Origin of the sequence: Pelomonas dachongensis, assembly GCF_043555865.1 — a bacterium.
GTDB classification, from domain to species: Bacteria; Pseudomonadota; Gammaproteobacteria; order Burkholderiales; family Burkholderiaceae_C; genus Pelomonas; species Pelomonas dachongensis.
Genome location: NZ_JBIGHY010000006.1, coordinates 296,877 through 316,934, shown reverse-complemented (window position 1 = coordinate 316,934; position 20,058 = coordinate 296,877). Strand labels below are relative to the sequence as shown.

Here is a 20,058-nt window from a genome sequence, read left to right as displayed (position 1 = left end):
GGTAGGCGCTGAGCGCTTCAACGGTGACGGGTGGGGTTGCCGGCTGCCATCTCAGGCACGGACGAATCCATCGCGTCCAGCGATGGCAACGGCTGCCAGGCCACATCACCAGCGCCGACGCCGGGCAGCGCGCCGCCCGCCGCCGTCTGGGCAAAACTGATGCCCACCAGCCCCTGCGCCGGCACACGCACCGTGCGAGCGGCGACAGGGCCAAGCTCCACCGGCGCCGCGGGCTGCAGTTGCGTGATACCCAGCGCCAGCGCCACGAAACCGGCCGCCACGGCGAGCGGCGACCACCATTCGTTGCGACACGCGGACGACGGTGCCTGTGCGGGCATGGCCGCATGCAGCGCATGCAGCAAATCAGCGGGATGGCGGCGCGTGGCAGCGAGGTCGGCCGAACGCAGGCCGTCACCCGCGGTGTGCCACAGCATCCAGCGCTCACGCAGTGCAGGCTCCCGGCCCCAAGCCTCTTCCACCTGCGCCCATTGCTGAGGGGTGGCGCTGCCGTCCATGACGGCGGACAGCGCGTGTTCCAGCGCGGCTTGCTCGGCGCTCACCATCGCCGGCCTCCCACGTTGAGCAACGGCCGCAGCCGGGCGGCCACGGCTTCGCGGGCGCGAAAGATGCGCGAGCGCACCGTGCCGGGCGGGCATTCCATCAGGTCGGCAATTTCGTCGTAACTCAAGCCATCCACCTCTCTCAGCAGCAATGCCCGGCGCTGATCTTCGGCCAGGGCGTCGACCGCCTCGTCCAGGCTGCGTGCCAGCTGGCGGCTGGCGAGCAAGGCCTCGGGGGTCGCATCGTCGCTTGGAGCCGCCTGCGTGCCGAAAGTTCCCTCCTCGTCGTCCAGCGACTCGACGGGACGCTGCCGGCCGTGGTGACGCTTGGCCGCATTGATGGCGATCCGGTAAACCCAGGTGTAGAACGCGCTGTCGCCGCGGAACGACGGCAGCGCCTTGTAGGCGGCCAGAAAAGTCTCCTGGCACAGGTCGGCCACATCCTCGGGCGAGCGCACACTGCGCGACAGCAGCCGTTCGACGCGGCGCTGGTACTTGATCACCAGCATGTCGAAGGCCGCGCGGCTCCCCTTCTGGGCCTCGCGCACCAACAGCGCGTCGGCGTCCGCGTCGGCCGTCATCGCGCCACGGCGCCGCCTGGCGCGGCGAACAGCGTGGCGCCCAGGGACATCCTGCGGTCGAGGTCGATCAGCGCGGCGAGCTGGACGGCGGTGTCGGCGGCATTGGCAGTGTCGGCCAGCCACCAGGCCTGCCCGTCCCAACGCAGCCGGCGCGGCCGCATCGCAGCTTCACGCCAGGCCCACGCCGACACGGCGGGCACGGCCAGGCCGAGCAACCCCAGCAACCCCAGCAACCCCAGCAGAGGCTGATGACTGAAAGCCCATGCAGCCAGGCCGCCCACGGCCAGCAACGCGATCAACGCGACGGTGGCCTGGACGGCAGGCAGGGGCTGGAGTTCGACAGCAAGCGGCGGCGTGCGGCGCATCGCCGGGCGGTGGTCAGACGCGCTTGAAGATCAGCGTGCCGTTGGTGCCGCCGAAGCCGAAATTGTTCTTGGCGGCGTACTCGATCTTCATCGGCCGCGCCTCGTTGGCGCAGTAGTCCAGGTCGCACTCCGGGTCCTGGTTGAAGATGTTGATCGTCGGCGGCGCGACCTGGTCGCGCAAAGCCAGCGCCGTGAAGACGGACTCGATGCCGCCCGCGCCGCCCAGCAGGTGGCCAGTCATGGACTTGGTGGAACTGACGACCATCTGCTTGGCGTGGTCGCCGAAGGCCAGCTTGACCGCGTTGGTCTCGTTCACGTCACCCAGCGGCGTGGACGTGCCGTGGGCGTTCATGTACTGAACCTGGTCGGGGTTGATGCCCGAGTTGCGCAGCGCCGCGCGCATGGAGCGCTTGGGGCCGTCGACGTTGGGCGCGGTCATGTGATAGGCGTCAGCGCCCATGCCGAAGCCGGCGAGTTCGCAGTAGATCTTGGCGCCGCGCTTCTTGGCGTGTTCGTACTCTTCGAGCACCAGCACGCCGGCGCCCTCGCCCAACACGAAACCGTCACGGTCCTTGTCCCAGGGGCGGGACGCGGTCGCGGGGTCGTCGTTGCGGGTCGACAGCGCACGGGCGGACGCGAAGCCACCGATGCCCAGCGGCGACACGGCCGACTCGGAACCGCCGGCGATCATCACGTCGGCGTCGCCGTACTCGATGAGGCGGCCGGCCTCGCCGATCGCATGCAGGCCCGTGGTGCAGGCCGTCACGATCGCCAGGTTGGGCCCCTGGAAGCCGTACTGGATGGAAACGTGGCCCGAGATCATGTTGATGATCGAGGCCGGAATGAAGAACGGCGAAATGCGGCGGGGGCCGCGATTCGTCAGTTCGGCGTGGGTCTCCTCGATCAGCGGCAGGCCGCCGATGCCCGATCCCACGAGCACGCCAATGCGCTCGGCCTGCTCTTCGGTCAGTTGGTCGCCCGTGGGCAGACCCGCGTCCCGCACCGCCTGCATGGATGCCGCCAGGCCGTAATGGATGAAGGTATCCATGTGGCGGGCTTCCTTGCCGGGGACGTAATCCCCGATGTTGAAGCCCTTGACCTCACCCGCGAACTTGCACGCGAAGTTGCTCGCGTCGAAGCGGGTGATGTTGGCAATGCCGGTACGCCCGGCGAGGATGTTGGCCCACCCTTCGGCAACACTGTTGCCGACGGGACTGATCAGGCCAAGACCGGTGACGACGACACGGCGACGGGTCATGCAGAACGGATCAAAGTTGCAAGGAAACGAAGGCGCTCAGGCCTTCTGGTGCTTGACGGCGTAATCGATCGCCAGCTGGACGGTGGTGATCTTTTCAGCCTCTTCGTCGGGGATCTCGATGCCGAACTCGTCTTCGAGGGCCATCACCAGCTCGACGGTGTCCAGCGAGTCGGCGCCCAGGTCGGCAACGAAAGCCTTCTCGTTGGTGACGTCGGCCTCGGCCACGCCCAGTTGTTCGGCAATGATCTTCTTGACTCGTGCTTCGATATCGCTCATGACTCCTCCAGGAGGGGTTTGCAGAAAACAGCCCGTCATTCTACGGGCTCTAGGGTGACGCCCCTAAGTTGGCAGCGCCGGGTGGCCTGGGAGGGTCCGCAGGCCACGGTGATCAGGCCATGAACATGCCGCCGTTGACGTGCAGTTCGCTGCCAGTGATGTAGGCCGCGCCAGGCGAGGCCAGGAAGGCGACGGTGGCGGCGATCTCCTCGGGCGCGCCCAGGCGGCCCAGCGGGATCTGCGCCAGCAGCGCGGCCTTCTGGGCCTCGGGCAGCACCTCGGTCATGTCGGTGGCGATGAAGCCGGGCGCGACGCAGTTAACCGTGATGCCGCGGCTGCCCAGCTCGCGCGCCAGCGAGCGCGTCAGGCCGGCCACGCCGGCCTTGGCGGCCGCGTAGTTGGCCTGGCCGGCGTTGCCGGAGGCGCCGACGACGGACGTGATGTTGATGATGCGACCCGAGCGCTGCCTCATCATCGGCTTGGTGGCCGCGCGGGCGAGGCGGAACACCGCCTTCAGGTTGGTGTCGATGACAGCGTCCCAGTCGTCATCCTTCATGCGCATGGACAGGCCATCGCGCGTGATGCCGGCGTTGTTTACCAGCACGTGCAGGCCGCCATCGGTGGCCACGATGCCGTCCACCGCGGCTTGCGCGGCCTCGCCGTCGGTCACGTTCAGCACGATGCCGCGGCCGCCATGGGGACCCAGCGCCTCGGTGATGCCGGCGGCGCCCGATTCGGTCGTCGCGGTACCGACGACGCGCCAGCCCTCAGCGGCCAGCGCCAGCGCGATCGCGCGGCCGATGCCGCGGCTTGCACCGGTGACGAGGGCGACGCCCTTGATTGCGGATTCAGTCATGGTTCAGCCGCCTCCCAGCAGCGCGCGAGCTTCGGTGAGTGAGGCGGGATCGAGCACGCAGACAGCCTGCAGTTCGCCGTCGATGCGCTTGACCATGCCCGTCAGCACCTTGCCCGGGCCGGCCTCGATGAAGTGATGGACGCCACGGGCCTTCAAGGCCTGCACGACCTCGACCCAGCGCACCGGGCCGAAGGCCTGGCGGTACAGCGCGTCACGCAGTGCGGCGTCGCTGTCGGTGACGGCCACGTCGATGTTGTTGACGACCGGGAAGGCCGCCTTGTGGAACTGGACCGAGGCCAGCTTTTCCTTCAGACGCTCGGCGGCCGGCTTCATCAGGCTGGAGTGGAACGGCGCGGACACCGGCAGCGGCAGCGCGCGCTTGGCGCCCGCAGCCTTCAGGATCTCGGCGGCCTTCTCGGCGCCGGCCTTGCTGCCGGCGATGACGGTCTGCTTCGGATCATTGAAGTTGACGGCCTCGATGGCCTCGCCGGTCTCGGCGGCGGCCTGCGCGCAACCGGCGCGCACGGCGTCGCCGTCCAGGCCCAGGATGGCGTACATCGCGCCCACGCCCACCGGCACGGCTTCCTGCATCGCCTGCGCGCGAAAGCGCACGAGGGGCAGCGCGTCGGCCAGGCTCAGCGCGCCGGATGCGACCAGCGCCGTGTACTCGCCCAGCGAATGCCCCGCGGCGGCGACCGGCACGGCGCCGGTCTCGGCGACGAAGGCGCGCCAGCAGGCGATGCCGGCCGTCAGCATGACCGGCTGGGTGTTTGTGGTCAGGTCCAGCTGCTCCTTGGGGCCGGCGTGGATCAGCGCGCCGATGTCCTCGCCCAGCGCGGTGGAGGCCTCTTCCAGGGTCAAGCGGACTTCGGGGTGGTCGCCCCAGGCGTCCAGCATGCCGACGGCCTGCGAACCCTGCCCGGGGAAGACGACTGCAAAGGGTGCGGTCATGGTCTCAGAGATATCAATAATTGAGCAGGGCTGCGCCCCACGTGAAGCCGCCGCCCACGCCTTCGAGCATGACGGTGTCGCCACGCTGCACGCGGCCGCTGCGCACGGCGGCGTCCAGTGCCAGCGGCACGGAGGCGGCCGAGGTGTTGCCATGCTCGTCGACGGTGACGATGAGCTTGTTCAGGTCCAGCTTCAGCTTCTTGGCCGTGCCCTGCATGATGCGGATGTTGGCCTGATGCGGGATCAGCCAGTCCACGTCGGCCTCCGTCTTGCCAGCCTTCTCGAGCACGGAACGTGCGACCTTCTCGAGCACGCCCACGGCGAGCTTGAAGACGGCCTGGCCGTCCATGCGCAGCAGCGGCGTGCCGATGACCTGCCCACCGCTGACGGCGCCCGGCGTGCACAGGATGTCGACATGGCGGGCATCCGCGTGCAGCTCGGTGGCCAGGATGCCAGGCTCGGCGCTGGCACCCAGCACCACGGCACCGGCGCCGTCGCCGAACAGCACGCAGGTGGTGCGATCCTTGAAGTCCAGGATGCGCGAGAACACCTCGGCGCCCACGATCAGCGCCTTGTTGGCGGCGCCGGCCTTGATCATCGAGTCCGCCACGCTGAGCGCGTAGACGAAGCCCGAGCAGACGGCCTGCAGGTCGAACGCGGCGCAGCCGTGCACACCCAGCTTCTGCTGCAGCAGGCAGGCCGTGGACGGGAACACCATGTCGGGCGTGGACGTGGCGACGATGATGAGGTCCAGCTCTTCGGCCGAGATGCCGGCCGCGGCCAGCGCCGCCTGCGCGGCGGGGAAGGCCAGGTCGCTGGCGGTCTGATCGGGCGCCGCGAAGTAGCGCGCGCGGATGCCGGTGCGCTCGACGATCCAGTCGTCCGAGGTCTCGATGCCTTCGACCGCCAGGCGGTCGACGAGGGCCTGGTTGGTCACGCGGTCAGCCGGCAGATGGCTGCCGGTGCCGAGGATGCGGGAATAGCGGGGGGAGTTTGCAGTGGGGCTCATGCGGCCTGGGCGGTCGGCGCCGCCGTGTCTCCGGCATCGGTGTTGCCCGCCTGCAGCGTGCTGACGATGCGGTCGTGTACCCGGTCAAGCAGCCGGTTGCGGGCGGCATCATAAGCGCGCGCCAGCGCGTTCTCGAAGGCGAAGGCATCGGCCGAGCCGTGGCTCTTGAACACCAGGCCGCGCAGGCCCAGCAGCGCCGCGCCGTTGAACCGGCGGTGGTCCACGCGGTGCTTGAAGCGGCTCAGCACCGGCTTGACCAGCAGACCGCCCAGCATGCTGAACCAGTCGCGCGTGAACTCGGTCTTGATGAAGCCGCTCATCATGCTGGCCAGCCCTTCGGAGGCCTTCAGCATGACGTTGCCGACGAAGCCGTCGCAGACCACGATGTCCGTCGTGCCCTTGAAGATGTCGTTGCCCTCGACGTTGCCGTAGAAATTCAACTGACCCGCCCCGCCGGCGGCGCGCAGCAGTTCGCCGGCCTGCTTGATGGTCTCGCTGCCCTTGATGGCCTCTTCACCAATGTTGAGCAGGCCGACGCTGGGCTCCTCGATGCCGTCGACGGCCGACACCAGCGCACTGCCCAGCACGGCGAACTGCAGCAGGTTCTCGGCCGACGAGTCGACATTGGCGCCCAGGTCCAGCACGGTGGTGAAGCGTCCGGCAGCGTTGGGCATCACCGCGGCGATGGCCGGTCGGTCGATGCCGGGCACCGTCTTCAGCATCACCTTGGCCATGGCCATCAGTGCACCGGTGTTGCCGGCCGACACGCAGGCGTGCGCCAGCGGCGCCTCACCGTCGCGGCCTTCCTTCAACTGCTGGATGGCCACGCGCATCGACGAGTCGCGCTTGCGGCGCAGCGCCACCTCGATGGGGTCGTCCATCGTGACGACCTCGCTGGCCGCAACGATGCGGCAGCGCGGCCAGGCATCGGCTGCGGTCAGCGCCTCGGGCTTGCCGACCAGGATCAGCTCGGCACCGGGGTGCTTGTCGAGGAAGGCGCGGCAGGCCGGCAGCGTGACCGAAGGGCCGTGGTCGCCGCCCATGCAGTCGACGACAAGACGGACAGGATCAGGCAGGGGCGCGTGGGTCATGGAGGCGAAAGCGATTCAGAAAAGACCAAACCCGGCACAGCGCCATGCGCAGGCCGGGTCGGCAGATTCATCGATGCGCACCGCCACGCGGCGGCGCGAGAGCATCAAGCCGCGTCGGCCTTGCTCTTCAGCACCTTGCGGCCACGATAAAAGCCGTTGGGGCTGATGTGGTGACGCAGGTGCACTTCGCCGGTCGTCGACTCGACGGCCGTGCCCGGCGTGACCAGGGCGTTGTGGGAACGGTGCATGCCGCGCTTGGAAGGCGACTTCTTGTTTTGCTGAACAGCCATGAAAAACTCCAGACTCTGCGGGGTTTGAGGGCGGACTTTGGGGCTCTGCCCCGGGGAGAGAGACTTGCGCTCGATCTCCAGGCCGCAGAAAAGCCCACGAGTATAGCGCTGAATGTGCAGTTCGCCAAACCCCGCCTGAAACCGGGGCTCGTGGACGCCGGCAGGGCATGGCGGAACTCAGGCGCTGCCGCCGGACTTCTTCAGGGCCGCCAGCGCCGCGAACGGGTTGGGACGCTCCAGTTCGGCGTCGGCCTCCTCGTCATCATCGACATGGGCCAGTGGCTCAGGGCAGGTTTCGTGACGCGGCACCAGCGGCAACGCCAGCAGCAACTCGTCCTCGATCAGCTCGCGGGCGTCCAGATGGCGTGGCAGCGCCAGCACGTCGTCCTCACTGTCCGCGTCCAGCGCCTCGGCCTCTGCCTCGCTCTCGACGAAACGGATCCAGCGGTCGATGTCCAGCGCCTCGGTGACCGGCTTGAGGCAGCGCTGGCAGGTCAGCGCGACCTCGGCATGGCAGCGCAGATGCAGCCACGTCTGGGCCTTGCCGCCCTTGGGCTGGCGGATCTCGCCGCGCAGGCTCCAGCGCAGCGCGGGCCAGCCTGACGCGGGTGCCTCGGGCGCAGCGGAATCGGCCAGGCGCTGCAGTGTGACAGCCGGCCACTCGCCCTCCAGGCTGCCATCTTCACGGGCGAAGACGGCGACATCGAGCTTCTCAGGAACAAAGGCGCGCGGTTTCATATCCCGCAGTTTAGGCGGGCGAGAATGACCGCATGCCCCGCCTGATCCTTGCCTCCACCTCCCGATACCGTCACGAGCTGCTGTCACGGCTGCGCCTGCCGTTTGAGGCCATCAGCCCGGCCGTCGACGAGGCCGCCCTGCCCGGAGAGACGCCGGGAGCGCTGGCCGAACGGCTGGCGCTGGCCAAGGCGCGCGCCGTCGCTGCCGCGCATCCAGACGCCGTGGTGATCGGCTCCGACCAGGTCGCCGACCTCGGCGGCGAGGCCATCGGCAAGCCCGGGTCCCACGAGGCCGCCGCGGCGCAGCTTCGGCGCATGAGCGGGCGCGAGGTGGTCTTCCAAACCGCCGTTGCTGTCGTCGCACCCGGGCTGGCCGCCATCGAACGCGCCGAGGTGCGCGTGCAGGTGCGAGAACTCACCGACGCCGCCATCGAGGCCTACCTGCGCGCCGATGAGCCCTACGACTGCGCCGGCAGCGCCAAGGTCGAGAGCCTGGGCATTGCGCTGCTGGACGCCGTCGAGTCCGACGACCCCACCGCGCTGGTGGGGCTGCCGCTGATCCGCACGTGCGCGCTGCTGCGCCGCGCCGGGCTGGAGCCGCTGGCATGAGCGCGACGCGGGGACGATTGATGCTGATGCCCAACACGCTGGATTTCGGCGTGGACGACTCCCTGGACCTGCGCGAGGTGCTGCCACAGCACGTGATCGCAACTGCCGCGCGCCTGACGCACTGGGCGGCAGAAAGTGCGAAGACCACACGCGCCCTGCTCAAGCGCGTCGACGCCCTCGTGCCGCTGGCTCAGCCATTGCAGGCCCTGCAGATCACCGAGTTGCCGCGCCCGCCCAAGGGAGGCCGCGGCGGTGGCGACGACGCCGCGGCATGGCTCGCCTTGCTGGACCCGGTGCAGTCGGGACACGACCTGGGCCTGATCTCGGAGGCAGGGCTGCCCGCAGTGGCCGACCCGGGCGCGCGGCTGGTGGCACTTGCACATGAGGCGGGCATCGAAGTCGTCGCGCTGTCGGGCCCGAGCTCCCTGCTGCTGGCGCTGGCCGCCAGCGGACTCAACGGCCAGAGCTTCGCTTTCGTGGGCTATCTGCCCGTGGATGCAGGCGGACGCACGGCGCGCATCCGTGAGCTGGAGGCACTGTCCGCCAGGGCACAACAGACCCAGCTGTTGATCGAGACGCCCTACCGCAATGAGGCGCTGCGCCAGGCCTTGCTCGCCACGCTGAAGCCGTCGACGCGACTGTCCGTCAGCGTGGGCCTGACACTGCCCGGCGGCTGGACCCAGACCGCCACGGTGGCCGACTGGCGCGCCAACCGCACCACCCTGCCCGACCGCATCCCTGCGGTGTTTGCGCTGCTGGCCTGAGCGCCGCCGCTCAGGACTCGGCCTGCGCGGGCTTCTTGGCGCCGAACAGCGCGGCGACCTGGCGCTTGGGCTTGATGTAGCTGGACAGACCCTTGGCCCCCGGCGAGGCAGACTTGGCCTTTTCCCAGGCCGGCGGCTCATCGCGGCCGCTGGATTCATAGGGCTTGTCGAAGAACGGGTCGGCAGGCGGCGCCGGCGGGCGGTAAGACGGCCGCGGCGGGCGCGGCGACGACTCGTCGCGCACGCCCCGGTCGCTGCGTTCCGCGCGCTCCACACGCTCGGCACCCGGCACCTCGTCGCGGCGACGGTGCTCGAAACGAGGCCGCTCGGCATCCACCACCTCAAACGCCTCGGGATCGATCTTGCGCTTGATCAGCTTCTCGATGTCAGCCACCAGGCGGGCATCGGACTTGGTGACCAGCGTGACCGCCAGGCCGGACGCGCCGGCCCGACCCGTGCGCCCGATACGGTGCACGTAGTCCTCAGCATTGAACGGCACGTCGAAGTTGAAGACGGCCGGCAGGTCGGCGATGTCCAGGCCGCGGGCGGCCACGTCGGTGGCCACCAGCAGGTCGACCTCGCCGCGCTTGAACGCGTCCAGCGACTTCAGCCGCTCGTCCTGAGACTTGTCGCCATGCAGCGCAGCCGTGCGCAGGCCGTCGCGCTCGAACGAGCGCGCCAGGCGGGCGACACCCAGCTTGGAATTGCCGAACACGATGGCCTGGCGGATGGCACGATCCTTCAGGATCTGCTTGATGATGGCGCGCTTGTCGTCGTCGGTCGCGCTGATGAAGCGCTGCTCGACGGTCGAAGCCGTCTGGTTCGGCCGCGCGGTCTCGACCAAGATGGGGTCTTGCAGGTAACTCTGTGCCAGCCGCTTGATTTCGGGCGAGAACGTGGCCGAGAACAGCAGCGTCTGGCGCGTCTTGGGCAGGAAGCTGAGGATGCGCTGCAGGTCGGGCAGGAAGCCGATGTCCAGCATGCGGTCGGCCTCGTCGAGCACCACGTACTCGACCTGGTTCAGCACGCAGTTCTTGGCTTCGATGTGGTCCAGCAGGCGGCCGGGCGTGGCGATCAGCACCTCGACGCCAGCCTTCAGTGCGGCGGTCTGCGGCTTCATGTCGACACCGCCGAAGACAACCACCGAGCGCAGATGCGTGTGCTTGGCGTACTTCTTGACGTTCTCGGCGACCTGGTCGGCCAGCTCGCGAGTGGGCGCCAGCACCAGCGCGCGCACCGGGTGGCGGGCGGGCGACACGCTGGGGTTCTCATGCTTGAGCATGCGCTGCAGCAGCGGGATGGAGAAGGCGGCCGTCTTGCCGGTGCCGGTCTGCGCGGCACCCATCACGTCACGCCCTTCCAGCACGATGGGGATCGCCTTGGCCTGGATGGGCGTCATCGTCAGGTAGCCGGAATCGGCCACGGCACGCAGCAGCTTGGCGTCCAGGGGAAGGGTATCAAACCGCGCGGGCGGCGCGGAGGTTTCGACCGCGGTGGCGGTCGTGTCAGGCTCGAAAGCGTGTTCGCTCATATCCGACGATTATCGCCGGAGTACCTGGAAACCCTTTCAACGCGTGATGACCAGCCATTTGGGCGTCTTGAATCGCACGATGCGGCGATACAGCCCCACGTAGGTGACGATGAACAAAAGCATGCAAACGGCGATCAGCGGCGTGGAGTCCCAGAAGGCCAGAGCGGGCAGCAGCGACGACAGGCACAGCATCCACAAATAGGGCGCCGTCATGGAGTTGCGGCGCGTCATCGCGCGGGCGTCACGCGCACCGATGGCCCAGCGCATCAGGCGGCGGTAGATCAGCGAATGGAGATGGATACCGTCCGGCAGGGCGGCGGGAACCGAGCGCACGATCTGGCGGCGGTACATGGAGAACAGCGTCTCGAACACCGGGTAGATGCAGACCATCAACGGGAACAGCGGCGACACCTCGGCATTGCGCCCGACCAGCAGGATGCCGATCTCGGCCAGGTAGAAGCCCAGGAAGTAGGCACCACCGTCACCCAGAAAAATCAGGCCTGCCGGGAAATTCCAGACAAAGAAGCCCAACGCCGCACCCACGCCCGCCAAGGCCCACAGCGCCAGGGTGACGTCGCCCACCTGGTAGGCCACATAGGCAAACACCAGCAGCATGAGGCTCACGCACATGGACGACAGGCCGTTGAAGCCGTCAATGATGTTGACCGCGTTCGCGACGCCGGAGACGGTGAACACCGTTGCAATCCATGCGCCAGCAGCCGAGGACACCAGCCAGTCAATGCCCGGGATGTCGGTCTTGGTGATGGTCGCGCCCAGCAGCCAACTGCCGAGCGCAGCCGAGATCGCAGTGGCCAGCAACCGCTTCGCCGGCGACACGCGCTTGGTCAAATCCTCGACCAGGCCCGCCAGGAACGCTGGCAGCCCGCAGGCCAGCAGCATCGCACCGAACTTCCAGTCAGGCCGCGCCGTAAAGGCTGCGACCAATATGCAACACAGCAGGCCGGTGAACATTCCCACGCCGCCGATGCGCGGCACCGGCGCGGCATGGAACTTCTGGGGGCCGGAAAGATCGACGTCAGCAGAGAAATGCGCGTGGCTGCGCGAGGAATGGATGACGAGCAGGGTCACCACCGCAGCAACAAGAAATGACACGAGAAGATAGAGCATTAACGCCATTCTAGAGAGAGCCTGCCGCAGGAATTCCGGTTGGGATGCCCACTAGAATCCGCGTCCATTTGCCTTCAAGGCGTCGGCTCGACCCGACCGGCCCTTCATGCACCATTCACTGATGAACGTTCTTCGCCGGCACCCCATTTCATGTGGCCTCACTGTCTTGGCGTTGTGGAGCAGTTCTGCGGCCGCCGTCGCTCCAGCCATTGATGCGACAGACGTTGACAGCTCAAGCGCTGGCCAAGGGCCAATCCGGCTGAATTTGCCTCGATCCAATGCCGCCGGAGAGTCTGCGCAGCTGACAGAAGGCCTGGCGACACCGCCCGGCAATTCAGACCAATTAGTTGGCGCCGGCACCAAGCGCAGTGAATTCGAGACGTATGCATCGCAGTTGGCGGGGGCGCCCATCCGGCGGCTGGGCAGCGACTTGATGCTACCCAGCCGCAGCGTGGCTGCCACGGAGGCCAATCGCCAGGTACCACCCGACTACATCGTAGGCTTGGGCGACGAGATCCAGCTGACGCTGTGGGGCTCCGTCGATGCCGACCTGCGCCTGACCGTGGATCGGTCCGGTCGCATCGTCGTTCCGCGCGTCGGCCCTGTCGTAGTCGCGGGCGTGCGCCACGCGGACCTCAATGACCTGCTGACGCGACGCGTCGGGCAGGTGTTCAAGAACTTCCAACTGAGCGCCACGCTGGGCCGGCTGCGCAGTATTCGGTACTACGTCACCGGCTTCGTCACCAAGCCAGGCGCCTACAGCGTCAGCAGCCTGGCGACCGTGATGACCGGCCTGGTGCAATCTGGGGGGCCTTCTGTGGCCGGAAGTCTCCGCAACATCGAGCTGCGCCGCAACGGCCAGGTTGTGACTCGCTTTGACCTCTACGACATGCTGGTGCGCGGCGACAAGAGGGGTGACCTACCGCTGCAGGCGGATGACGTCCTCCACGTCGGCCCCATTGGTCCGCAAATCGCAATGATCGGCAGCGTCAATAAGCCGGCGGTCATTGAGCTGACGTCCGGCGACACCGTGAGCGACGCCCTCGCCTACGTGGGCGGACTTTCTACCGTAGCCGATACCACCCGACTGGCCATCGAGCGCCTCAGTGAGCGCAATGACCGTAGGGTGGTTGTGCTGGCCATGCCTCGCGATGGTGAACAGAAGGTCGCCAACGGCGATGTGGTGAGGGCGTTCAACAGCGTGACGGCCGCACTGCCGCAAGCCAAACAGTACAAAAATGTCCGAATCGAAGGTGAAGTGGCACGCCCCGGCGACTACGTGCTACCCCCAACGAGCACGCTGATGGAGGCTGTGCAGGCGGCGGGGGGGTTCACAACGCAAGCCTATGTGTTCGGCACCGATTTCTCGCGCGAGAGCGTCAGAAAAGTCCAGGAGGTGCAGTACGACCGCGCGTTGCGCGACCTCGAGACTGACTTCACTCGCAACAACGCAACGAAGAAGGTCGCCAGCTCGGACGACGCCCAGGCAGTTACGCAGAACCAACTCAGCACTAGCCGCTTGATTGAGCGTTTGCGTGCAATTCGCCCGACAGGTCGCATCGTTTTGGATCTGAAGGCGGAGTCCGCACAACTGCCTTCACTGCCTGTAGAGGATGGCGACCGCCTCTATATACCGCCGCGCCCCAACACCGTGGGGGTGTTCGGCAGCGTCTTCAACGGCGGCAGTTACCTGCTGAGCGACGGCAATTCCGTTGAAGACATCCTGCAACTCGCCGGCGGCCCGACCCGTGGCGCAGACACCGGCAGCATCTTCGTCATTCGCGCCAATGGCTCCGTCACGAGTTCACGCAGCACAGGGGGTGGGTGGATCAACTTTGGCTCGCGCCTGGCTAGTCTGCAGGCTTTGCCGGGCGATACAGTCTTTGTACCGGAGGAGATGAATAAGACCACGTTCATGCAAGAGGCGAAGGACTGGACACAGATCCTTTACCAATTCGGACTTGGCGCTGCGGCCCTCAAGACCATCAGGAATTGATAATGACGCAACTCCCCACCGAGGGTAGGGCAGATAACACTGCTGCCCGCGAAGCCGAGATCAGCTTGATAGATGTTGCACGTGAGCTTGCTCGACACTGGCGCCGCCTGATTTTTGGATCGTTTGCCGCCGGTGCTATCGCGCTGTGCGCGACCTATCTGATGACCCCTCAGTTCACTGCGCGTACCAGCTTCCTGCCGCCGCAGGGTGGCAGCGGCGGCGCCTTGACTGCCGCCTTGAACTCCTCTCTTGGATCGCTTGCAGGGCTGTCGGGTGGAGCTGCAAAAGGGTCAGGTGACATGTATGTATCTCTGCTTCAGAGCAGAACCATCGCTGACAGGTTGATTGATCAATTTCAACTTCAACAGCTCTATAAAACTCAGCACCGATTTGAAGCGCGAGAAGTTCTCCGATCGGTATCTCGAATTTCTTTCAACAAGAAAGATGGGTTGATTGCTATCGAAGTAGATGACAACGATCCAAAGCGCGCTGCAGCATTGGCCAACCAATATGTCAGCGAGTTACGCACGGCGACCACGAACATGTCATTAACCGAAGCGCAGCGCAAACGCTCATTCTTCGAACGACAACTCGAGCGCACAAAAGTCAACTTGAGCGCTGCACAAACCGCATTGCAAGGAAGTGGATTCAATCAAAGTGCGCTTCGCGCGGAGCCCAAGGCCGCAGCCGAAGAGTATGCGCGCATCAAGGCTGAACTTGCTGCAACTGAAGTTAGTTTGGATAGTACGCGTAGCGTACTTGCAGACAGGTCACCCGAGGTCACCAGGCTCTCAGTAACCGCTGCATCTCTACGCTCGCAATTGCAGGCGCTGGAGAAAAAGACGGATGCAGCACAGGGACCTGATTACGTCAGCAAGTACCGCGAGTACAAGTATCAAGAGGTGCTTTTCGACCAGATTGCTCGACAATTCGAAGCGGCGAGACTAGAAGAAAGTCTTGAGGACAACAACATCCAAGTAGTCGATCAAGCCCTGGTGCCCGAGTGGAAAAGCAAGCCAAAGCGAGCATCGATCGCGCTAGCCGTGTCATTGATCGTGGCTCTGCTTCTGGCGGTGCACGTTGTGAGCCGTCATCTGTGGCGCTCTGCACCGTCACGCTGAAGGCGTCATAACGAAACTACAGAGCTTCGGAGACTACCCGAAGGAGACCCAACGCGTTCAATCAATGAACGGACGTGCTAGACTATCCGTTCATAATCTGAACGCATGTCCGCCCTCCCCGCCCCTGTAGCCGAAGAAGCCGCCGATCCCACGACCGACGACGCCCGCCTCATGGTGCTGCGCGCCTTGGAACAGGATCCACACATCTCGCAGCGCGGCCTCGCCAGGCATTTGGGCATAAGCCTGGGGAAGACGCACTATCTGCTGCAGGCGCTGCTGAACAAGGGGCTGGTGAAGATGCGCAATTTCGAGCGCAGCGACCACAAGCTGGCGTACAGCTATTTGCTGACACCCATAGGCTTGCTAGAGAAGGCGCGCATGACCAAGGAATTCCTTCAGCGCAAGGAAGCGGAGTTCGAAACGTTGCGCCGCACGATCGACGCGCTGCACGAAGAGCTCCGGCGCAGCCCGCAGGTCGATGCCGACGCGCCCCCCTCTCCGACCTCCAAGTCCTGATTGAAAGCAACACCACAATGAAGCGTGTACTCGTGACCGGCGCCGACGGTTTCATCGGCTCCCACCTCGTCGAACTCCTTGTTCGTGATGGACTGGAGGTCAGGGCCCTGAGCCAGTACAACTCCTTCAACTACTGGGGCTGGCTGGACGACATCGACTGTGCCAAGGATGTGGAGATCGTCAGCGGCGACGTCCGCGACCCCCACTTCTGCCGCAAAGTCACGAAGGGCCAAGACGCCGTGTTCCACCTGGCGGCGCTGATCGCGATTCCCTACTCGTATGTGGCTCCGGACAGCTACGTCGATACCAACGTGAAAGGCACGCTCAACATCTGCCAGGCGGCGCTGGACAACGGCGTGCAGCGCGTGATCCACACCTCGACGAGCGAGGTCTACGGCACCGCGCGCTACGTGCCCATCGACGAGAAGCATCCCCTGCAGCCGCAGTCGCCGTACAGCGCGTCCAAGATCGGCGCGGATGCGATGGCGCTGAGCTACTTCAACGCGTTCAACCTGCCGCTGACGATCGCGCGACCGTTCAACACCTACGGCCCGCGGCAGTCGGCCCGCGCAGTGATTCCGACGATCATCACGCAGATCGCCTCGGGCATGAAGCAGATCAAGCTCGGCGATACAACGCCCACGCGCGACTTCAACTACGTGGCCGACACCTGCCGCGGTTTCCTCGAGCTGGCGCGATGTGAGCAGGCGATCGGCGAGACCGTAAACATCGGCTCCAATTTCGAGATCTCGGTCAGCGACACGCTCAACCTGATCAAGGAACTGATGGGCAGCGACGTCGAGTTCATCACCGACGACCAGCGCATCCGCCCGGAGAAGTCCGAGGTCTTCCGCCTGTGGTGCGACAACACGCGCATCCGCGGCCTGACCGGCTTCGAGCCGCGCCACGACATCCGCGACGGCCTGCAGCGCACCATCGACTGGATGACGCAGTCGGCCAACCTGGCGAAGTACAAGGCCCACATCTACAACGTCTGAGGACCGCTGCGATGTTCGACCGCCTCGTCAGTTTCGTCCGCGAGCAATACGCCACGAACGAGTTCATCCCGCTGCACGCGCCCGTGTTCCGCGGCCGCGAGCGCGAGCTGTTGGTGGACACGATCGACTCAACTTTCGTGTCGAGCGTCGGCGCCTATGTTGACCGCTTCGAGAAGGACACGGCTGCCTTCACCGGCAGCGCGCGCGCGGTCGCGGTGATGAACGGCACGGCGGCGCTGCACATCGCGCTGGTGCTGGCGGGCGTCGAGCGGGACGACCTGGTGGTGACACAGTCGCTGACCTTCGTGGCGACCTGCAACGCGATCGCCTATTGCGGCGCGACGCCGCTGTTCATCGATGTCGACCGCCACACGCTGGGCCTGTCGCCGACGGCGCTGGACGCCTGGCTGCAGGCGCGTGCCCGGATCGACGACGACGGCGTGTGCCGTGCTCGCGAGGGCGGCCGCCGCATCCGCGCCTGCCTGCCGATGCACACCTTCGGCCACCCGGTCGAACTGGACGCGCTGGTCGAGGTCTGCGACCGCTGGCACCTGGTTCTGGTGGAAGACGCGGCGGAATCGCTGGGCAGCTATTACAAGGGTCGCCACACCGGCAACTTCGGCCGCATCGGCGTTCTGAGCTTCAACGGCAACAAGATCATGACTACGGGCGGCGGCGGCATGGTGCTGGCGGACGAAGTCATCGGCAAGCGCGCCAAGCACCTGACGACGACGGCCAAGATCCCGCACCCGTACGAGTTCTTCCACGACGAGGTCGGCTACAACTACCGCATGCCCAACCTGAACGCGGCGCTGGGCTGCGCGCAGCTAGAGCAGCTGCCGGCTTTCCTGGCCTCCAAGCGCGCGCTGGCGGAGCGCTACATCGCCTTCTTCCTGGGCACGGACTTGCGGCCGATCGTCGAGCCAGAGCATTGCCGCTCGAACTACTGGCTCAACGGCGTGATCTGCGAGACCCCGGCGCAACGCGACGCGCTGCTCAAGGCGACCAACGACGCCGGCGTGATGACGCGGCCGATCTGGGCGCTGATGAACCGCCTGCCGCTGTATGCGAACGCGCCGCGCGGTCCGCTGGACAACTCGGAGTGGTTGGAAGCGCGAGTCGTGAACCTGCCCAGCAGCGTGACGCCGGGCTGACGACGGTTCGCCGGCCCCCTCAAGTACCGATAGATCAACCCGGAACAAGATCGGATTCGACATGGACCAGACCCTCGTCATCGCCGAGATCGGCGTTAATCACAACGGCGACATCGGCCTCGCCAAGGAAATGATCGCCGCCGCCAGGGAGACCGGCGTCGACGTCGTGAAGTTCCAGACCTACAAGGCCGAGGAAGTCATGACCGACGAGACGCCCCTGGCCGGCTATATGAAGGACGGGGACAAGAACTTCCTCGAACTGGCGCGCCGCCTGGAACTGTCCTTCGACGAGACCCTGACGCTGCAGGCCTACGCCAAGGAGCTGGGTATCGAGTTCCTGTCCTCGCCTTTCGACGTACCCTCCACCGACTTCCTCGGCACGATCGGCATGCGGCGCATGAAGATCCCGTCGGGCGAGACGGTCAACCCCTTCCTGCTGCGCGCCGCCGCCGCGACCCGGCTGCCGCTCATCGTCTCCACCGGCATGGCCACGCTGGAGGAGGTCCGGCGCTCGCTGGACTTCCTGAAGCGCCACGACAGCGGTCCGGTCACGGTGCTGCATTGCACGACGCAGTACCCGGCGGAACCGCAGTACTGCAACCTGCGGGCCATGGCGACGATGGCGCGCGAGTTCGGCCTGCCGGTCGGCTACTCGGACCATACGCCCGGCATCGAGATCTCGCTGGCCGCCGTCGCACTGGGCGCGACGGTCATCGAGAAGCACTTCACCCTCGACAAGAAGCTGCCCGGCCCGGACCAGGCCGCCTCGCTGGAGCCGCATGAGTTCCGCGCGCTGGTCGACGGCATCCGCAATATCAATGCGGCCCTGGGACATGGCGAGAAACGTCCGTGGCCGGTCGAGGTCGAGGTCGCTAAGGTGGCACGCAAGTCCATCGTCACGGTGCGCGCCATGGACGCGGGCCACGTAATCACGGAGGCCGACCTGACCGCCAAACGTCCCGGCACCGGAATCCCCGCGATGGACGCCGAGTTGGTGTTCGGCCGCACGCTCGCGCGCGACGTCGCCGAGAACGCGCTGATCCGCTGGACCGACTTGGCCTGACCGCCGGCCGCTCCCCGCCGCCGCGCCGCCTTCGACACCCGCCCCATGCCCGCCCCGATCACGCTCGCCTCGCTCACCGTAGCGCGGTCCGATTTCGGCCGCATGGAGGAACTGTACGGCGCCTTGCATGCCTCCGACCGCTACCGGCTGCTGCTCGCCGCGGGCGCGGGACATCATGACGAGCGGCTGGGCCGCACGCTAGGCGATGTCGAACGCAGCGGCCTGCCGCTGGACTGCGTGCTGCCGGCCGTCGACGGCGACGCCGGAGCGCAGAGCGCCGCGGTGCTGTCCGGCATGGCGCAATGGCTGGAGCGCCGTCGTCCGGACGCGCTGCTGATCCTCGGCGACCGCTACGAGATGCTGGCCGGCGCGCAGGCCGCGATGCTGGCGCGCGTGCCGGTCATCCACATCGGCGGCGGTCACCTGACGCTGGGCGCGATAGACGAGCGGGTGCGACATGCGCTGTCCAAGCTCAGCGCGCTGCACCTGGTCGCCTCCGAGGGCTGCGGCGCCCGCGTGGCGGCGCTGCACGAGGACCCCGCCACCATCCATGTCACCGGCGCGCCCGAACTCGACGCGCTGGTGCGCACCGCGCCGGCCGCGCGCGACGCCTTCTGCGCCGAGGTCGGCCTGGACCCGGCGCGCCCCTTCCTGCTGGTGACGCTGCATCCGGAGACCAATGTGGACGAAGCGGCCAATACCCGCTTTGCCCATGCCGCTGAGCAGGCGCTGGCGACGGCGGCGCCGCAGATCCTGATCACCGCGCCCTGCGCGGATCCGGGCAACGCGCCCTTCCTAGCGCTGTGCGACGCCTTGCCCCGTCGCCGGGAAGGCGTCCGCTACGTCCCCAATCTGGGCTTGCGCCGCTACGTGGCCGCGCTGCATCACGCGGCGGCCATGGTCGGCAATTCCTCGTCCGGCATCATCGAGGCCGCCACGGCCGGCCTGCCGGTGCTCAACATCGGCGATCGCCAGGCCGGTCGCGACCGCGCCGGCAACGTGCTCGACTGCCCGTTCGACCCCGCGGCGATCGCCGACGCGATCGACCTCGCGCTGTCGCCCGCCTTCGTCGAGCGCAGCCGCGGCGTGATCAATCCCTACGGCGACGGCAGCTTCACCGCGCGGACCCTTTCCCTGTTCGACCGCTTGAGCTGGCCCCTGGCCGTCGACAAGCCCTGGCTGGGCTGAACGCCCGCCGCGACGG

22 protein-coding genes are annotated in these 20,058 nt (G+C 66.7%); 9 read left to right on the top strand and 13 right to left on the bottom strand.

Annotated elements, in window-relative coordinates; all coding sequences use genetic code 11:
* Positions 1-17: 17 nt before the first annotated feature.
* The 11 genes from ACG02S_RS17965 to ACG02S_RS17915 all read right to left on the bottom strand — a co-directional run bounded on the left by ACG02S_RS17965 (position 18) and on the right by ACG02S_RS17915 (position 7,975).
* Positions 18-563: an RseA family anti-sigma factor gene (locus ACG02S_RS17965; RefSeq protein WP_394471849.1), complete on the bottom strand. Its 546-nt coding sequence runs from the start codon at positions 561-563 to the stop codon at positions 18-20.
* Positions 557-1,141, bottom strand: coding sequence for a sigma-70 family RNA polymerase sigma factor (locus ACG02S_RS17960; protein ID WP_394471848.1), 585 nt, complete (start codon positions 1,139-1,141; stop codon positions 557-559). Before ACG02S_RS17960 ends, ACG02S_RS17965 begins: the two co-directional genes overlap by 7 nt.
* Positions 1,138-1,506 (bottom strand): hypothetical protein, encoded by a 369-nt coding sequence (locus tag ACG02S_RS17955; protein WP_394471847.1) that lies wholly within the window; start codon positions 1,504-1,506, stop codon positions 1,138-1,140. The genes ACG02S_RS17960 and ACG02S_RS17955 overlap by 4 nt, the downstream gene beginning before the upstream one ends.
* Positions 1,507-1,519: 13 nt before the next feature.
* Entirely contained in the window at positions 1,520-2,764 is a 1,245-nt protein-coding gene (gene fabF, locus ACG02S_RS17950; protein WP_394471846.1) for a beta-ketoacyl-ACP synthase II, read from the bottom strand.
* Between the two features lie 36 nt (positions 2,765-2,800).
* Positions 2,801-3,040: an acyl carrier protein gene (gene acpP, locus ACG02S_RS17945; protein WP_056204266.1), complete on the bottom strand. Its 240-nt coding sequence runs from the start codon at positions 3,038-3,040 to the stop codon at positions 2,801-2,803.
* A gap of 112 nt (positions 3,041-3,152) precedes the next feature.
* Positions 3,153-3,896, bottom strand: coding sequence for a 3-oxoacyl-ACP reductase FabG (fabG, locus tag ACG02S_RS17940; RefSeq protein ID WP_394471845.1), 744 nt, complete (start codon positions 3,894-3,896; stop codon positions 3,153-3,155).
* Between the two features lie 3 nt (positions 3,897-3,899).
* Positions 3,900-4,847: an ACP S-malonyltransferase gene (fabD, locus tag ACG02S_RS17935; RefSeq protein ID WP_394471844.1), complete on the bottom strand. Its 948-nt coding sequence runs from the start codon at positions 4,845-4,847 to the stop codon at positions 3,900-3,902.
* A 13-nt stretch (positions 4,848-4,860) separates the two neighbouring features.
* A complete protein-coding gene (locus ACG02S_RS17930) occupies positions 4,861-5,856 on the bottom strand; it encodes a beta-ketoacyl-ACP synthase III (RefSeq protein ID WP_394471843.1) in 996 nt (331 codons plus the stop codon).
* Positions 5,853-6,947: a phosphate acyltransferase PlsX gene (plsX, locus tag ACG02S_RS17925; protein ID WP_394471842.1), complete on the bottom strand. Its 1,095-nt coding sequence runs from the start codon at positions 6,945-6,947 to the stop codon at positions 5,853-5,855. Before plsX ends, ACG02S_RS17930 begins: the two co-directional genes overlap by 4 nt.
* Before the next feature lie 104 nt (positions 6,948-7,051).
* Positions 7,052-7,237, bottom strand: a complete 186-nt coding sequence (gene rpmF / locus ACG02S_RS17920; protein ID WP_394471841.1) for a 50S ribosomal protein L32 — start codon at positions 7,235-7,237, stop codon at positions 7,052-7,054.
* Positions 7,238-7,414: 177 nt separating this feature from the next.
* Positions 7,415-7,975 carry a YceD family protein gene (locus ACG02S_RS17915; RefSeq protein ID WP_394471840.1) on the bottom strand — a complete coding sequence of 187 codons (561 nt, stop codon included), beginning with the start codon at positions 7,973-7,975 and terminating at the stop codon, positions 7,415-7,417.
* 32 nt (positions 7,976-8,007) lie between these two features.
* Between ACG02S_RS17915 and ACG02S_RS17910 the strand changes: the two genes are divergently transcribed.
* Positions 8,008-8,583 carry a Maf family nucleotide pyrophosphatase gene (locus ACG02S_RS17910; RefSeq protein ID WP_394471839.1) on the top strand — a complete coding sequence of 192 codons (576 nt, stop codon included), beginning with the start codon at positions 8,008-8,010 and terminating at the stop codon, positions 8,581-8,583.
* Entirely contained in the window at positions 8,580-9,347 is a 768-nt protein-coding gene (locus tag ACG02S_RS17905; protein ID WP_394471838.1) for an SAM-dependent methyltransferase, read from the top strand. The genes ACG02S_RS17910 and ACG02S_RS17905 overlap by 4 nt, the downstream gene beginning before the upstream one ends.
* Before the next feature lie 10 nt (positions 9,348-9,357).
* Here the strand turns inward: ACG02S_RS17905 and ACG02S_RS17900 are convergent, their stop codons facing one another.
* Complete coding sequence (locus ACG02S_RS17900) at positions 9,358-10,878, bottom strand: DEAD/DEAH box helicase (protein WP_394471837.1); 1,521 nt, start codon at positions 10,876-10,878, stop codon at positions 9,358-9,360.
* A 36-nt stretch (positions 10,879-10,914) separates the two neighbouring features.
* Complete coding sequence (locus tag ACG02S_RS17895) at positions 10,915-12,006, bottom strand: MraY family glycosyltransferase (protein WP_394471836.1); 1,092 nt, start codon at positions 12,004-12,006, stop codon at positions 10,915-10,917.
* A gap of 121 nt (positions 12,007-12,127) precedes the next feature.
* Between ACG02S_RS17895 and ACG02S_RS17890 the strand changes: the two genes are divergently transcribed.
* The 7 genes from ACG02S_RS17890 (at position 12,128) to neuC (ending at position 20,042) form a co-directional block, all read left to right on the top strand.
* Complete coding sequence (locus tag ACG02S_RS17890; protein WP_394471835.1) at positions 12,128-14,002, top strand: SLBB domain-containing protein; 1,875 nt, start codon at positions 12,128-12,130, stop codon at positions 14,000-14,002.
* A gap of 2 nt (positions 14,003-14,004) precedes the next feature.
* The gene (locus tag ACG02S_RS17885; protein WP_394471834.1) at positions 14,005-15,123 is read left to right on the top strand and encodes a Wzz/FepE/Etk N-terminal domain-containing protein; all 1,119 of its coding nucleotides are present in this window, start codon (positions 14,005-14,007) and stop codon (positions 15,121-15,123) included.
* Between the two features lie 105 nt (positions 15,124-15,228).
* Positions 15,229-15,639: a MarR family EPS-associated transcriptional regulator gene (locus ACG02S_RS17880; protein WP_394471833.1), complete on the top strand. Its 411-nt coding sequence runs from the start codon at positions 15,229-15,231 to the stop codon at positions 15,637-15,639.
* Positions 15,640-15,656: 17 nt separating this feature from the next.
* Complete coding sequence (locus tag ACG02S_RS17875; RefSeq protein WP_394471832.1) at positions 15,657-16,637, top strand: NAD-dependent 4,6-dehydratase LegB; 981 nt, start codon at positions 15,657-15,659, stop codon at positions 16,635-16,637.
* Between the two features lie 11 nt (positions 16,638-16,648).
* Positions 16,649-17,791, top strand: coding sequence for a LegC family aminotransferase (locus tag ACG02S_RS17870; protein WP_394471831.1), 1,143 nt, complete (start codon positions 16,649-16,651; stop codon positions 17,789-17,791).
* A 61-nt stretch (positions 17,792-17,852) separates the two neighbouring features.
* Entirely contained in the window at positions 17,853-18,854 is a 1,002-nt protein-coding gene (gene neuB, locus ACG02S_RS17865; protein WP_394471830.1) for an N-acetylneuraminate synthase, read from the top strand.
* 45 nt (positions 18,855-18,899) lie between these two features.
* Positions 18,900-20,042 carry a UDP-N-acetylglucosamine 2-epimerase gene (gene neuC, locus ACG02S_RS17860; RefSeq protein ID WP_394471829.1) on the top strand — a complete coding sequence of 381 codons (1,143 nt, stop codon included), beginning with the start codon at positions 18,900-18,902 and terminating at the stop codon, positions 20,040-20,042.
* The last annotated feature ends 16 nt before the right edge of the window (positions 20,043-20,058 follow it).